Source organism: Pediococcus pentosaceus ATCC 25745, assembly GCF_000014505.1.
In the GTDB taxonomy this organism is placed as follows: Bacteria; Bacillota; Bacilli; order Lactobacillales; family Lactobacillaceae; genus Pediococcus; species Pediococcus pentosaceus.
On the sequence record NC_008525.1, the window covers coordinates 1,092,903 to 1,107,825 of the forward strand.

The window sequence follows — 14,923 nt, forward strand, 5'->3', positions numbered from 1 at the left end:
AAAGGGGCCAAACGAAATGAAACAAATCGTAGTTATTTTTTGGGCATTTATCTTTGGTGAAGTTATTGGCTATATCGGAGGACAACTTGATGCCCTTCCATATACACCATTAGAAATTGGTATCGTGGCAGCTGTAGTAGCTCTTATCACTTCTAACATGATCCCACTAATTTCAAAACCTAAAAAATAAGGATGCAAATCTTTGGTATTTTTACCAAAGAGAGCATCCTTTTTTTATTTATTCTGGAAAACCAATTGATCATTCAAAACATCGATATTGACTGTTGAATTAGGACGGACACGCCCACTAATAATTTCTTTTGCCAAAGGAGTTTCAACATTTTTAGTAATGTAGCGGCGCAATGGTCGAGCACCAAACGCTGGATCATATGCCTGTTCAACAATATAATCTTGTGCATCATCCGAAATACTTAAACTTATTTCTTGGTCGCTCAAACGCATAGATAAATTATGAATTAATTTAATCACAATTTGGCGTACATCTTGTTTACTTAATGGAGTAAACATAATGATATCATCAATCCGATTTAAAAATTCTGGTCTAAAGTATCCATGCAAAACATCTTGAACTTGGTTACGGATATTATCATCAATCTTGTTTTCTGATTGATTCTTCAATAATAAATCTGAACCTAAGTTAGAAGTCATAATTAAAATTGTATTTCTAAAGTTAACCGTACGTCCTTGTCCATCTGTTAAACGACCATCATCTAGAACTTGTAAAAGAATATTGAACACTTCTGGATGTGCTTTTTCAATTTCATCAAATAGAACAATGGAATATGGGTTTCGCCGGACCGCTTCGGTTAATTGGCCTCCCTCTTCGTAACCAATATATCCTGGAGCAGCTCCAACCAAACGGGAAACCGATTCTTTTTCCATGTATTCAGACATATCGATTCGGACCATATTATCTTCCGAATCAAATAACGCTTCTGCTAAAGCTTTAGACAATTCTGTCTTACCAACCCCTGTCGGACCAAGGAAGAGAAATGAACCAATCGGACGATTAGGATCCTGGAGTCCCGCACGGGAACGTAAAACCGCATCTGAAACGGATTGAACGGCTTCATCTTGACCAATTACTCGATTGTGTAATTTATCAGCTAAATGTAGCAGTTTTTCTCGTTCACCTTCCACCAACCGTGCAACTGGAATGCCTGTCATTTGACTAATAGTTTGGGCAATTTCTTTATCTGTAACGGATTCTTCTACCAACCAATCCCCATGATCACTTTCGGATTGATTTTCTAATTGTTCCAATTCTTTTTCCAAAGCTGGAATGGTCCCATGTTGTAAAATAGCCGCTTGATCGAGATCATAAGAACTTTCAGCTTCTTGTAAGTCATGCTTGGCCTTATCTAATTCATTCTTCTTATCACTGATCTTTTTAATTTCTTCTTTTTGGGCTGACCAACGTGATTCCAGCTTAACTTTTTCTTCTTTGGTTTCAGATAATTCTTTCTGTAAGTCCTTTAAACGTTTAACTGACTCTGCATCACTTTCATTTTTAAGTGCTCGTTCTTCAACCTGCAAACGCATCAACTGTCGTTTGACCTGATCGAGTTCAGTAGGATTGGAATTCATTTCCACTTTAATTTTTGCAGATGCTTCATCGATTAAATCAATCGCCTTATCTGGTAAATAACGATCCGTAATATAACGACTAGAAAGTTTAGCGGCTGCCACAAGAGCATTATCATGGATACGAACGCCATGATGAATTTCAAAGCGTTCCTTTAAACCTCTTAAAATACTGATAGTATCCTCAATGCTAGGCTCCTTAACCAGCACCCGTTGGAAACGGCGCTCAAGTGCCTTGTCTTTTTCAATGTTTTCGCGGTATTCATCTAATGTTGTTGCACCAATCAAATGGAGTTCACCACGAGCTAGCATAGGTTTCAAAAGATTTCCAGCATCCATACTACCTTCAGTCTTACCCGCTCCTACAATCGTGTGAATTTCATCAATGAATAAGATAATTTGACCATCTGACTTTGATACTTCCTTCAAAACTGCTTTAAGTCGTTCTTCAAAATCGCCTCGATATTTAGCCCCGGCAATTAATGAGCCCATATCTAGAGAAACAATGGTTTTATCAACTAAATTGCTAGGAACATCACCTTTAGCAATTCTTTGCGCTAGACCTTCTACAATGGCTGTTTTTCCTACACCAGGTTCACCAATTAGTACTGGATTATTTTTTGTTTTTCGCGATAAAATTCGAATAACTTCTAAAATTTCTTCATCACGTCCAATAACTGGATCTGGGTTTTCACTGTGGGCCCTTTTAACTAAATCTGTCCCATATTTTTCTAGCGCTTTATATCCACTTTCTTGTTCCTTTGATGTCACTCTTTCACCCCCACGAAATTCATCTACTTTGGCTAAAACCTGTTTTTGAGTTAGACCTTGTTGATTCAGGAATTTTTTAAACTGATTCTGATCTAAATTAAATAAAGCAATTAAAATAGTATCAATTGCAACATACTCATCCTGTAATTTTTTACGCTGTTGTTCTGCTTGAACTAATAATTGATTTAGTTCTGCTGAAATCGATTGACCGTAACTAACCTGGCTACCACTAACCACGCTAATTTGTTCAAGTTCTTGGTCTAACTCGGTTTGGACAAGGTTGTTATCAATCTTTAAGTCTGTTAATAGTGTCCCGACCAGTTGGTCTGGTTGTGTTAAAAATTTAAATAATTCTGGCACACCAATTTCTTGATGTTGACGATTTACAGCAATCTGCTGTGCTTCGCTAATTGCTTCTTGAAGTGCCGTAGTCATTTTCTCTGGATTCATTTAAATCGCCTCCCAATTTTTAGATAAATTGATAAGGATTGGTATTAACCGTCGATTCTATAATTTCAACTTCCCAATCATTATTAGCCTTCCATTCGTTGAATAAAGAAGCTAACTTAGGAATACATATTTTTTCGACGTTATGACCTACATCGACTACATTAATGCCATCCGCTAACATATCATGTCCTGTATGATAATAAACATCACCGGTTACAAACACGTCTGCTCCCGCTTTGAGCATTTCAGGATAAAATTTACCACCATCACCACCTACAACTGCAACGTTTTTTACCATAGCTTCATTGTCACTTGTTACTAAGCGCAACCCATCTAAGTTAAAAGTTTTTTTCAAGGTTTTAGCAAATTTTTCAACAGTTACAGGAGTTGGTAAGACTCCGATGCGACCAATATTGGTATCGTAATGGTTAGAATACACCGTTTGGACATGATTTAACCCCATTGCTTCCGTCAACCAATCATTCATGCCACCTTTAGCAACGTCCAAATTTGTATGAGCTGAATAAACCAAAATCGAATTTTGGATTAATTTAGCGTACATTTGATTTTGCGGGTTGCTTAAATCTAAATTTTTAATAGGTCGAAAAATCAAGGGGTGGTGCGAAAAAATCATATCACAATTTTGTTTAATTGCTTCGTCAACCACTTCAGGTCGAACATCTAAAGTCACCATTACTCGTTTAATATCGTTATTAACATTTCCGATTTGTAAACCCACAGGATCATTAGTAAAAGCAATGGTTTTAGGCGCGAAGCTTTCAAAACGGTCAATTAATTTTTTAGCTAACATGTGAAAACATCTCCTCAATATCGCTAATTTGCTTAGTAACTTGGTCTAGTTTAGCTTGTCCATGGCTAGGATGAGCATTTAGATTTACTTCAATTTTTCTCAACCGGTTTAATTCGCGCTGCCACTTACGTGTATACACCTCATTATGACTTTTCATTAAAATTGGTCCAAACATTTGCTCTTTCTCGGATAAAGTCATCTGTCCAGGTTCCGCCATGATAATTTCGTACAAGTGATGGTCCTCCGCCACGATATCTTCATGGGTAATTTTGAAATTATTACTAATTAACCATTCTCTTAATTCCAACTCTCCGACATTGGGTTGAAGAATTAATTTCTTAACCCCATTTAATTTTGTTTTTCCGTCATTTAAAATTTTTCGAATTAATTGGCCACCCATTCCAGCAATACAAATCACATCGACGGTGTCGGTATCTTGAATAACAGCTAATCCATCACCTAAACGTGCTTCAATTTGATCAACTACTCCATTCTTTTCGATTTCTTCTTTCGAATTAGAGAGCGGTCCAGGAGCGACTTCTCCGGCTATTGCATGGTTAGCAATCTTATTTTTAATTAAATTAATCGCTAGATACGCATGATCCGATCCAATATCCGCAATTCTTGAACCTTGTGGTACTAAACTAGCAACTATTTTTAGTCTTGGTGACAAATTATTCGAATTCATAAAATAAACCCCTACTATCTTTCGTAATTATAGTTATATCTTTCAAAAAAAGGTCCTGCACAAATCTACGACCTGCACGGAACCTCTTGGGTTAACTAATCTAGAAAATCTTTTAGTTGTTTTGATCTTGATGGATGGCGGAGTTTACGTAAAGCTTTCGCTTCAATTTGACGAATACGTTCTCTTGTAACTCCAAATACTTTACCAACTTCTTCAAGAGTTCTAGTACGTCCATCATCTAATCCAAAGCGCAAACGTAGCACGTTTTCTTCACGATCAGTTAGCGTATCGAGAACACCTTCAAGTTGTTCCTTTAGCAATTCGTATGCAGCATGGTCAGCAGGACTAGTTGCTTCTTGATCTTCAATGAAATCACCAAGATGTGAGTCATCTTCTTCACCAATTGGTGTTTCTAATGAAACTGGTTCTTGAGCAATTTTTAGAATTTCACGAACTTTATCAGATGGCATATCCATTTCAGCACCAATTTCTTCAGGCATTGGTTCACGACCTAAATCTTGGAGCAATTGACGTTGAATTCGAATCAATTTATTGATGGTTTCCACCATGTGAACAGGAATTCGAATTGTACGCGCTTGATCGGCAATCGCACGTGTAATGGCTTGTCGAATCCACCATGTAGCATACGTAGAAAATTTAAATCCTTTTTGGTAGTCAAATTTTTCAACAGCTTTCATCAAGCCCATGTTACCTTCTTGAATTAAATCAAGGAATTGCATTCCACGACCCACATAACGTTTAGCAATTGATACTACCAAACGAAGGTTAGCTTCTGCTAATTCTTGACGGGCACGGGGATCACCCTTTTCAATTCTTAAAGCTAATTCGACTTCTTGATCAGCAGTAAGAAGTGATACACGACCAATTTCCTTAAGGTACATACGAACTGGGTCATTAATTTTTACTCCAGCAGGAGCCTTTGTATCATCTAATTCTTCCTTAGAAATTTCTTGAGCTTTCAAAGCTTTTTCACTTGGATCACCATTTTCATCGACAACACTAATTCCAGCATCTTCAATGCGTTGAATAAGATCATCAACATCTTCGTCAGTTAATTTAAACTTAGTAATCAAATCTTTAGTTAATTGTGTATATTTAACTTTCTTTTCACTCTTACGAGCTTTAATGATTTGATTGACAGCTTTTTTAAACTCAGGTGAAGAAATGATACTTTCACTCTTTTTCTTTTTTGTTTCAGTTTTTTTGTTTGCCATTTATGCTGATCCCCCTATTATTTTTGAAGCTGTTGTTGTTTTTGATATAGCGCGATAAGTTTTAAAGTTAGTTGTTGTTGTAATTCTTTGTTACCTAATCTAGTAGCTTCATCTAAATCCAATTTAACATTTGAAATTTGTTCACTTAAAGGAGCAAAATTTTCAATCACGCTAAGATAATCTTGAATTTCTTCTTCAGTAAATTCAGGGCTTAGGTTAATTGATTCAATATCAGCAACGACTGCTTGTAGCTCATCTTCTTTAAGATAATCCATAAAATCTGCAACATTATATTCATGATTTTTTTCTAAATATCCACTAGCCAAGACATAAATTGTTTCAAGCTTTTCATTTGGAAAATAAAAATTGGGTAGGCTCTGTAATTTTAGCCAAACATCATGATTATTTAATGCACGAGCTAGCAAACGATATTCCGAAATATCTATCTTAGATAACTTTTTTTGAATATTTTGATTGAATACGGGTTGATCTCCCATTGCCTCCGGTGGAGGTGGAGGCATCGACGCTTCCAATTCAAACTGTTTGGGTGCATGCGCGATTCGATCTGCTACACTTTCTCTTAACTGGTCTTTTAAATCACGCTTATCAATCTTAAATTCATCTGATAATTGATTTAAATACAAATCTTGTTCTAGGGCATCTTTCAGACTACTAATTCGTTTTAAAGCTCGTTTTAAGTATTCTAATTGATCATTTTCATTAGCTAGATTTAGACCGGTTCGATCATATTTCAAAAGAAATGAAGTACTTGATTCTCCAGTCTGCTGCATCAAATTTTGAAATGCAGCTGTCCCTCTTTGATTCACATACTCATCCGGATCTAAATTATCAGGAATAAAAACCACACTAATTTGTAAATCACTAGATTGCCTCAATAACTCAATTGCTCTAGCAATTGCCTTTTGTCCAGGCGCATCCCCATCAAAACAGATTATTACGCGATCAGCCACCCGCTTGATAGCATTAATATGATCCTCAGTCAAACTGGTTCCCATCGTCGCAATTCCATTCTTTACAGCCGCTCGATGAGCAGCAATGACATCCATAAAACCTTCATATAATATGACTGTTTTCTGTTGGATAATTTCTGAACGAGCTTGAGAAAAATTGTAAAGCACCTTTCCTTTATTAAAAATGCTTGTTTCAGGGCTATTTAAATATTTAGGATGGTTCTTATCCTTAACCAAACTACGGCCCGAAAATGCAACGATTTTTCCATTTGTATCTTTAATCGGAAAAATAATACGGTTAAAAAATCGATCTCTTAATGTTTGATTTTCGGATTCAATAAACAATCCTGATTCAGCCATTAAATGTTGGTCAATCTTATGTTCTTTAAAAAAACTTAGCAGGAGATTGTCTTCCGGGGCGGCAAATCCAATATCAAAATTCTTGATATCATCCTCGGTCATTCCTCGTTTTTTCAAATACTGTAATGCATCTTCACCTAATTTGGTGTTCAATAGAATATGACTAAATAGCTCAGAAGCTTTCTCATATAAATCAATCAATGCACTTTGTTCAGACGTATACGACGACTTTTTAGTTGACTTGAAATAACTCTGATCTAACGGAATATTGCCAAATTCCGCTACTCTACGAACTGACTCAGGGAAACTAAGATTCTCTAAATCCATCAAAAATTTAAAAACATTTCCACCGCGTCCGCAACTAAAACAATGAAAAATTTGTTTACTCTCCGAAACCGAAAAAGACGGTGTCTTCTCATCATGAAATGGACAAACACCAAATAGGTTTTTACCCGCCTTTCTTAACTGGACATATCTACCAACAACATCAGCGATGTCAACAGATGTTCTAACATCATCAATTACATCTTCTGGAATCATTCCAGCCATACTCTCACCAGCTTTCGCAAGATAAACTCATACGTTAGTATGATACAGCAGTCGAGCAATAGAATCAATTAAAACGCCCTTGTTTTTAACACTTTTGTCAAGTCTGTACATTTTAATTTGCTGCTGTATCATTTTTATTACTTAATTTAGATATAGGAAGAAACAAGCCATTTAATCTCGTTAGACTAAATGGCTTGTTTTATTTATTTATTAACTTTAAGCAGATCCAAATCATCCTTATAAAAACATTTTTATTTTACAAGTACGTTAGTTAGGTCCCCAATTTTTAGAATTAAATTAGCTAACCGACTCATCATATTCAAACGATTACGCTTAATATTTTCGTCTTTGTCCATGACCATCGTTGCGTCAAAGTACTTGCTAATCGCAGGAGTTAACTCGCATAATTTAGCAAATAGTTGGCTCATTGTCAAATTATTTGCAGCTTCAATTTTAATAATTTGATCAAAAAGTTCGCCTTCAGAAGCATTATTAAATAATTGTGGATCTACATTAAGTTCTCCACTTTCTTCATTCTTTGTAGCAATTCTTTGAACTCGTGTTAAAGCTTCAATATCATCTTTAAATGTAGAGCTCGCTTTAGCATCTGCTAGTACTTGGGCAGCTTCGATAATTTCCGTAACATCATGATTATTACCTGTAAGCACCGTTTCAACGATATCATGACTAATCTTTTGATGATCAAGCAATTGTTTAATACGGTCATTAAAGAAGTTAAGTACTTGGTCAAAGTTTTGATCGACATCCACACCAAACGCTGTGCCATTCTCCGCTAATTCAGTCTTAACTTGTGATTTGAATTGATTTAAATCTAATTGCCAATCACGGCTATTTAAGATTCTAACAATTCCATATGCATGTCGGCGTAATGCATATGGATCGTTTGAACCACTTGGAATCATACCAGCTGAGAAAAAACTAAAGATGTTATCAAACTTATCAGCTAATGCGACTACCGCGCCCGTTACACTTTCAGGCAAATCACCTTCTGCGCTATTTGGCATGTAATGTTCGCGAATGGCTTGGGCTACTGCTTGGTTTTCACCATTAAGTTGAGCATATTTTTCACCCATTACTCCTTGTAATTCTGAGAACTCACCAACCATACCAGTTACCAAATCAAATTTATAAATCATTGTAGCGCGATCGATATCATCAAGTTCCGTTTGATTAAGATTTAAGGTGTTTCCAATAACTTTAGCAATAGAATTAACTCGTTGCAGTTTTTCGTACATTGAACCAATCTTATCATGGAAACTAACCTTTTTAAGTCGGTCAACATAATAATTAATATCATGTTTTTGATCTTCTTCGTAGAAGAAAGCAGCGTCTTCTAAACGTGCAGTTAAAACTTTTTCATTTCCACGAACAACATTTTCAATAAATTCTTCATTCCCATTTCGTACGGAGATGAAGTTTGGCAATAGCTTTCCAGCTTGGTCGCGGACAAAGAAGAAGCGTTGGTGGTCACGCATTGATGTTATCAATACCTCTTCTGGAATAGCTAAATACTTTTCATCAAATCCCCCATTAAAAGCGGTTGGCCACTCAACCAAATTGTTAACCTCTTCTAAAAGACCTGGGTTAGGGGTAACGTTCCAACGATTGCTTTCAGCAATTGCTTTAATTTGGTTTGAAATTAATTGTTTACGCTCGTCGGCATCAACAATCACAAATTGATCGTGTAATTTTGCTTCATATTCTTCAGCATTAGCCAGTTCGACAGCTTCACCTAAGAAACGATGTCCTTCTGTTCGGCGTCCCGCAGTTACGTCTAAGATACTAAAAGGAAGGACTTCTTCATCTAGAATAGAAACCAGCCAACGAATTGGGCGTACATATTTAAAATCAAAGTTAGCCCACTTCATCATTGTTGGGAAATTAATTGATTCAACAACTTCTTTTAATCCCGTAAGGATTTCCTTAGTCATCTTTCCTTTGATTAACTTATGGACGTACACATAGTCCGTACCTTTGATTGTTTTAAAAGTAATATCGTCAACCGTAAGACCTTGTCCACGTGTAAAGCCAATTGCAGCCTTAGTCCAATTTCCATCAGCATCTTGAGCAATTTTACGAGCAGGGCCTTTAGCATCTTCTTCAATATCAGGTTGTTGGTCGCCTAACCCATTGATTCGAATTGCCAAACGACGAGGAGTTGAAAAATGATCAATTGAGTCGTATGTTAAGCGATTTTCTTTTAAGAAGGCTGTTACTTTTTGTACTAACTGTTTGATACTTGGAGTTACAACATGGGCCGGAATTTCTTCCAATCCAATTTCTAGTAAATAATTATGTGCCATTATTTTGCCTCCTCTTCGTTATTTTTTAATAATGGGAATCCTAATTTTTCACGTTCTTCCACAAATGCCCGTGCTACCTTACGAGCCATATTACGAATACGGGATAAGAAACCAGCACGTTCTGTAACTGAAACTGTTCCTCGAGCATCTAATAAATTGAAGGTATGGCTACATTTTAGAATGTAATCATAGGCTGGATGTACTAGACCTTCTTCAATTAAACGATTAGCTTCAGCTTCAAAATCGTTAAACATTTTTTCCAGCATTGCTTGGTTAGATTCTTCAAATGAATATTTTGAATGTTCAAATTCAGGTTCTCTGAAAATATCACCATATGAAACTCCGTTACCCCATTCTAGATCGAAAACCGATTCCACGTCTTGAATGTATGATGACAAACGTTCCAATCCATAGGTAACTTCACTAGTTACAGGATTTACTTCTAAACCACCAACTTGTTGGAAATATGTAAATTGAGTAACTTCCATTCCGTCAAGCCAAACTTCCCAACCAACACCGGCACAACCCATTGAGGGATTTTCCCAGTTATCTTCAACGAAGCGGATATCATGTTCCAATGGATCAATTCCAAGGGCTTTTAAGCTACCTAAATAAAGCTCTTGGATGTTTTCAGGAGAAGGTTTCATTACTACTTGGAATTGGTGATGTTGGTATAAACGGTTAGGGTTTTCTCCATAACGTCCGTCCGCTGGACGACGTGATGGTTCAACATAAGCAGCATTCCAAGGTTCTGGACCAATTGCTCGTAAAAATGTGTATGGGCTCATTGTCCCGGCACCCTTTTCTGTATCATATGCTTCCATGAGCATACATCCTTGTTCTGCCCAATATTTTTGTAATGTTAAAATAATTTCTTGGACTGAAAGTTTCTTATTCATAAGTTCCTCCTTTTAATTTAGCGGACAAAAAAATCCCTACGCAGTGTACTAAAAATACACTACGTAGGGACGACAAGAGTCGCGGTTCCACCCTACTTCCAGCAATCGCTGGCAACTTAGTTTTACACGGACTCCAAATGCCCTGTAGACTTGTTTTAATCAGCTCCCACCATTCTGATCTCGCTTTGAAAACTTATAAGGCCTACTTCGTTCTTCACTGTCCTCTATTAACTACAATGATGATAGAAGAAATTTAGTTAATTGTCAAATCACTTAAATTTCCCATTTTTTCATTTGATCAATAAAGCTTCGACTTTTCAAATTAATTCCAACTTGATTTTTATAAATATCAGCTGTTAAATTCCAAATTTCTTGTTTGGTCTCTTTTGAAATGGAGATTTGTCCTAACTTAAAAATACTAACCGCACTTAAAATTCCGATTATTCGCGCACTCTTAGGTTTTAAATGCCAACGATGCTCATCTCGTTCCCAATGACTTTGACATAGCATTCCACCGAACGCTTCTGAATAGTCTAGAGGCAAATCGGTTCGCCCACAAATCACACAGTGATCCCAAGTGATTGATATCCCAAACGAATTTAATAATTGAATTTGGATTAAATCAGTTATAATTTCAGCATCATTTCCAGCATCAATTAAAATTAATGCGCGATTAATCCGCTCAAACCATGATGTGATTTTGACATTATCATCAAAAGCCGCATCAACTAAATTAAGAACAAAGGTTGCGTAAGCATTTAACGTGATATCTTGAAAAATATTTTCAAATTGCTGAACATCTAGTGCAGCATTAATATACGACAAACCGTTACTACGAATTAGCCCCGTATACTGACCATGACTAAATGGTAAAATCGCTGATCTTAACTTAAAATCTACTTTTTTGGCATTTCTAATGAAAAACATTCGCTTACCATGCTCTTTAGTTAGAAACTTAACTAACAAATCATTTTCGCGATGGCTTCGTTCAAACATTACAATGCCATTAAAATCAGCATTGGCGACTGTGTTCACTTTTAATACTCATCCTTTTTGTAACCAAATGATTGCAAAATTCCTTGTTTATCACGCCAACCTTCAGAAACTTTAACCCATAGTTCAAGATAAACACGGCTACCTAGTAAGTGTTCAATATCTACACGGGCACGGCTACCAATTTCTTTAAGCATTTTTCCGCCTTTACCAATTACAATTCCCTTTTGTGAAGAACGGTCAACAATAATCGTTGCTTGAATGTTAACCAATCCCTCATCATTAGATTTCATCGTTTCAATTACCACCGCAACTGAATGTGGAACTTCCTGACGAGTCAATTGGAGTACTTTTTCACGAATTAACTCTGAAACAACAAAGCGTTCTGGATGATCAGTAACCTGATCATCAGGATAATACTTAGGTCCTTCAGGCATGTGCTGACTTAAAGTTGTCACCAATTCGTTAATATTATTACCTTGAAGCGCCGAAATCGGGAAAACTTCTGTCCAATCCATAGCATCTTTATATGAATCAACAATCGGTAATAATTCGTCCGGGTGCACTAAATCGATTTTATTGATCACAAGATAGACTGGTCGATCGGTAATTTTCTTTAGCCGTTCGATAATGTAATTATCACCAGCTCCTCGAGGTTCGTCAGCGTTAACCATAAACATAATTGCATCTACTTCATTTAATGAAGACATCGCTGATTGCACCATAAAGTCTCCCAATTTATTGTGAGATTTATGGATACCCGGCGTATCAATAAAAACAATTTGTTCTCGATCAGTCGTATAGATTCCTTGGATTTTATTCCGAGTTGTTTGAGGAACGTTACTCATAATAGCAACTTTCTGACCAATCACGTAGTTTAAAAATGTTGATTTTCCTACATTAGGACGCCCTACAATAGCAACAAATCCTGAGTGAAATGCTTGATTGTTTTCTTCCATATTTTATATCCGTTTCTTTAATTTAGAATAACTTATTACCAAAAATTAATAACCCAATTATGGCCGCAAATAGCGCTGTGACAAGCACACCACTAGCTGCAATATCTTTTGCTTGCTTAATTAACGGGTGGAATTTACCGTCAGCAGCTAAATCTGCTAATCGTTCAATGGCCGAATTTAAAATCTCAGCAACCAAAACTGCTGCAATGCATCCTAAAACCATAATCCATTCCAACAAATTTAATGCAAAAATAAATCCCGCAATAATAATGACAACCATAATCATCAAGTGATAACGGAAATTACGTTCAGTATTAAACACTTCCCACAATCCATGGCCCGCGTGGCCTACAGATTGGAAGATTGAACGATTTTTTTTCGTTTGATGCTTATCGCTTGAGGCCATAGGCATTCATAATTTCTTTTTGAAGGGGGAACATCTTTTCTTGGTCTTCTTTTTCCATATGGTCATATCCATTTAAATGAAGGAAACCATGAACACATAAAAAGCCTAATTCACGCTCATAAGAATGACCCAAAAATTCAGCTTGTTCAGCAACTTTATCAACTGAAATCATCAAATCTCCGATATTTGCCGGAATTTCCTCCGCCATTTCAGGATCCATAATAATATCCTCATCTGCATCGTTGATTGCAAAGCTAATTACATCAGTTGGACGATCAACGTTTCGATACTCTTTATTAATTTGATGTATTTCATCATTATGCATTAATGTTACTGAAATTTCCGTTTCTTCATCTAAATGCAAATAATTTCCAGCAAATTCAAGAATATCGGTAATTAATTCGAGATTTTTAGGATTTTCTTCCTTAGTATGATCAAATGTTTGAATATCCATCAGATTTATCCTTTCGCTTCTTTGTCATCGTAGGCTTGTACAATCTTAGCCACTACCGGATGACGAATAACGTCGTTAGCTGTAAAGTTAACGAATTCAATTTTATTGATTCCTTGTAAAACCAATTGTGCTTCTTTTAATCCACTTCGCGTACCACGTGGTAAATCAATTTGAGTAACATCCCCATTAACAATCATTTTAGAACCAAATCCTAAACGGGTCAGGAACATTTTCATTTGTTGATTAGTGGTATTTTGAGCTTCATCCAAAATTACAAAGGCATTATCTAACGTCCGACCACGCATATAAGCCAATGGAGCAATCTCAATGACTCCTCGATCTAACAAGCGTGTGGTATGCTCTGCACCAATAATTTGATACAAGGCATCATATACTGGCCGTAAGTAAGGATCCACCTTCTCTTTTAAATCCCCAGGTAAAAATCCCAGACTTTCACCCGCTTCAACCGCAGGACGTGTTAAGATAATCCGTTCCACTTCACCTTTCTTCAAGGCTGCAATGGCCATAACCACCGCTAAGTATGTTTTACCAGTACCCGCAGGGCCAATACCAAAGGTCACATCATTATCGTTAACGGATTGAACGTACTGCCTTTGACCAAAGTTTTTGATTCGAACTGGTTTTCCTTTAGCATCTTTAATCAAAATTGTAGAATACAAATCTGGAAGATAATCCAAAGTTCCCTTTTCAACCATTTTCATTGCACTTACAAAATCAGCGCTGTTTAATTGGACACCCGACCTTAAAATTTTTAATAAAGTCTTCAGTACTTCGTAAGTTTGTTCGACTGCATTTTTGGAACCTTTAATTGTGATTCGTTCACCAAATGGTAATACTTTTACATTCATCCCTTCTTCAAGCACCGGGATGAAACGTTCCTGATTTCCCAATAGTGAAACTTCTAAATTTGGATCAGATAATATTAGATTTTTTTCAAATACTTCTTCGGTCACGTAAACGTCCCCTAACTTAAGGTATTTTTTACGATTTCATTGACTTTAGAACCGTCTGCTTTTCCCTTAACTTTTGGCATTAATTTAGACATTACTTTACCAAAATCAGCTTTAGAAGTAGCACCCGTTTCAGCAATCACATCACTGATAATCGTTTGGAGTTCTTCGTCAGATAATTGTTCTGGCATATACTTTTCAACAACTTTTAATTCTGCTTCAGTTTCTTGAACAAGGTCATCACGTCCACCCTTTTGAAACTCATTGATAGACTCTTTGCGCTGCTTGTAAGCACGATTGATAACCGCAGCAAAGTCTTCATCATTCAATTCGTGGCCAACTCGTCCTTGTTCATTTAAAATTTCAGATTTAATCATTCTAATCACGCTTAAACTAAGTTTATCATGCGCTTTCATAGCTGTTTTCAAATCATTATTAAGTTGTTCAGTAAAATTCATGTTTAAATCTCCCTTTTAA

The 14,923-nt window shown here is 36.4% G+C and carries 14 protein-coding genes; 1 reads left to right on the plus strand and 13 read right to left on the minus strand.

From position 1 onward, the window contains the following. Nucleotides 1-16 precede the first annotated feature (16 nt). Nucleotides 17-190, plus strand: a complete 174-nt coding sequence (locus PEPE_RS09130; protein ID WP_002833401.1) for a YjzD family protein — start codon at nucleotides 17-19, stop codon at nucleotides 188-190. 44 nt (nucleotides 191-234) lie between these two features. On the opposite strand, the gene clpB is transcribed toward PEPE_RS09130, so the two are convergent. The 13 genes from clpB to PEPE_RS05350 all read right to left on the minus strand — a co-directional run bounded on the left by clpB (nucleotide 235) and on the right by PEPE_RS05350 (nucleotide 14,904). Beyond that, nucleotides 235-2,826, minus strand: a complete 2,592-nt coding sequence (gene clpB, locus PEPE_RS05290) for an ATP-dependent chaperone ClpB (protein WP_011673487.1) — start codon at nucleotides 2,824-2,826, stop codon at nucleotides 235-237. 19 nt (nucleotides 2,827-2,845) lie between these two features. After that, nucleotides 2,846-3,637, minus strand: a complete 792-nt coding sequence (locus tag PEPE_RS05295) for a Nif3-like dinuclear metal center hexameric protein (protein ID WP_011673488.1) — start codon at nucleotides 3,635-3,637, stop codon at nucleotides 2,846-2,848. Further along, nucleotides 3,627-4,325 carry a tRNA (adenine(22)-N(1))-methyltransferase gene (locus PEPE_RS05300; RefSeq protein ID WP_011673489.1) on the minus strand — a complete coding sequence of 233 codons (699 nt, stop codon included), beginning with the start codon at nucleotides 4,323-4,325 and terminating at the stop codon, nucleotides 3,627-3,629. Before PEPE_RS05300 ends, PEPE_RS05295 begins: the two co-directional genes overlap by 11 nt. A gap of 95 nt (nucleotides 4,326-4,420) precedes the next feature. Beyond that, nucleotides 4,421-5,560, minus strand: coding sequence for an RNA polymerase sigma factor RpoD (gene rpoD / locus PEPE_RS05305; protein ID WP_002833405.1), 1,140 nt, complete (start codon nucleotides 5,558-5,560; stop codon nucleotides 4,421-4,423). Nucleotides 5,561-5,577: 17 nt separating this feature from the next. After that, nucleotides 5,578-7,440 (minus strand): DNA primase, encoded by a 1,863-nt coding sequence (gene dnaG, locus PEPE_RS05310; RefSeq protein ID WP_011673490.1) that lies wholly within the window; start codon nucleotides 7,438-7,440, stop codon nucleotides 5,578-5,580. Nucleotides 7,441-7,691: 251 nt separating this feature from the next. After that, nucleotides 7,692-9,764 (minus strand): glycine--tRNA ligase subunit beta, encoded by a 2,073-nt coding sequence (gene glyS, locus PEPE_RS05315; RefSeq protein WP_011673491.1) that lies wholly within the window; start codon nucleotides 9,762-9,764, stop codon nucleotides 7,692-7,694. Continuing rightward, nucleotides 9,764-10,663 (minus strand): glycine--tRNA ligase subunit alpha, encoded by a 900-nt coding sequence (glyQ, locus tag PEPE_RS05320; protein ID WP_011673492.1) that lies wholly within the window; start codon nucleotides 10,661-10,663, stop codon nucleotides 9,764-9,766. Before glyQ ends, glyS begins: the two co-directional genes overlap by 1 nt. Nucleotides 10,664-10,936: 273 nt before the next feature. Next, nucleotides 10,937-11,698, minus strand: a complete 762-nt coding sequence (recO, locus tag PEPE_RS05325) for a DNA repair protein RecO (RefSeq protein ID WP_002833409.1) — start codon at nucleotides 11,696-11,698, stop codon at nucleotides 10,937-10,939. A gap of 2 nt (nucleotides 11,699-11,700) precedes the next feature. After that, entirely contained in the window at nucleotides 11,701-12,615 is a 915-nt protein-coding gene (gene era / locus PEPE_RS05330; RefSeq protein WP_011673493.1) for a GTPase Era, read from the minus strand. A gap of 22 nt (nucleotides 12,616-12,637) precedes the next feature. After that, on the minus strand, nucleotides 12,638-13,027 hold the full coding sequence (locus PEPE_RS05335) for a diacylglycerol kinase family protein (RefSeq protein ID WP_011673494.1): 390 nt from the start codon (nucleotides 13,025-13,027) through the stop codon (nucleotides 12,638-12,640). Continuing rightward, on the minus strand, nucleotides 13,005-13,475 hold the full coding sequence (gene ybeY, locus PEPE_RS05340; protein WP_002833412.1) for an rRNA maturation RNase YbeY: 471 nt from the start codon (nucleotides 13,473-13,475) through the stop codon (nucleotides 13,005-13,007). The genes PEPE_RS05335 and ybeY overlap by 23 nt, the downstream gene beginning before the upstream one ends. Nucleotides 13,476-13,480: 5 nt before the next feature. Beyond that, nucleotides 13,481-14,449 (minus strand): PhoH family protein, encoded by a 969-nt coding sequence (locus PEPE_RS05345; protein ID WP_011673495.1) that lies wholly within the window; start codon nucleotides 14,447-14,449, stop codon nucleotides 13,481-13,483. Between the two features lie 11 nt (nucleotides 14,450-14,460). Then, nucleotides 14,461-14,904, minus strand: coding sequence for a GatB/YqeY domain-containing protein (locus tag PEPE_RS05350; RefSeq protein WP_002833414.1), 444 nt, complete (start codon nucleotides 14,902-14,904; stop codon nucleotides 14,461-14,463). Nucleotides 14,905-14,923 lie beyond the last annotated feature (19 nt).

What these genes read in the sequence shown, in the direction of transcription:
- rpoD (WP_002833405.1), bottom strand. Translation starts at nt 5,560, where the DNA reads ATGGCAAACAAAAAAACTGAAACAAAAAAGAAAAAGAGTGAAAGTATC.
- era (WP_011673493.1), bottom strand. Translation starts at nt 12,615, where the DNA reads ATGGAAGAAAACAATCAAGCATTTCACTCAGGATTTGTTGCTATTGTA.
- dnaG (WP_011673490.1), bottom strand. Translation starts at nt 7,440, where the DNA reads ATGGCTGGAATGATTCCAGAAGATGTAATTGATGATGTTAGAACATCT.
- PEPE_RS05300 (WP_011673489.1), bottom strand. Translation starts at nt 4,325, where the DNA reads ATGAATTCGAATAATTTGTCACCAAGACTAAAAATAGTTGCTAGTTTA.
- PEPE_RS05335 (WP_011673494.1), bottom strand. Translation starts at nt 13,027, where the DNA reads ATGCCTATGGCCTCAAGCGATAAGCATCAAACGAAAAAAAATCGTTCA.
- glyS (WP_011673491.1), bottom strand. Translation starts at nt 9,764, where the DNA reads ATGGCACATAATTATTTACTAGAAATTGGATTGGAAGAAATTCCGGCC.
- clpB (WP_011673487.1), bottom strand. Translation starts at nt 2,826, where the DNA reads ATGAATCCAGAGAAAATGACTACGGCACTTCAAGAAGCAATTAGCGAA.
- PEPE_RS05295 (WP_011673488.1), bottom strand. Translation starts at nt 3,637, where the DNA reads ATGTTAGCTAAAAAATTAATTGACCGTTTTGAAAGCTTCGCGCCTAAA.
- ybeY (WP_002833412.1), bottom strand. Translation starts at nt 13,475, where the DNA reads ATGGATATTCAAACATTTGATCATACTAAGGAAGAAAATCCTAAAAAT.
- glyQ (WP_011673492.1), bottom strand. Translation starts at nt 10,663, where the DNA reads ATGAATAAGAAACTTTCAGTCCAAGAAATTATTTTAACATTACAAAAA.
- PEPE_RS09130 (WP_002833401.1), top strand. Translation starts at nt 17, where the DNA reads ATGAAACAAATCGTAGTTATTTTTTGGGCATTTATCTTTGGTGAAGTT.
- PEPE_RS05350 (WP_002833414.1), bottom strand. Translation starts at nt 14,904, where the DNA reads ATGAATTTTACTGAACAACTTAATAATGATTTGAAAACAGCTATGAAA.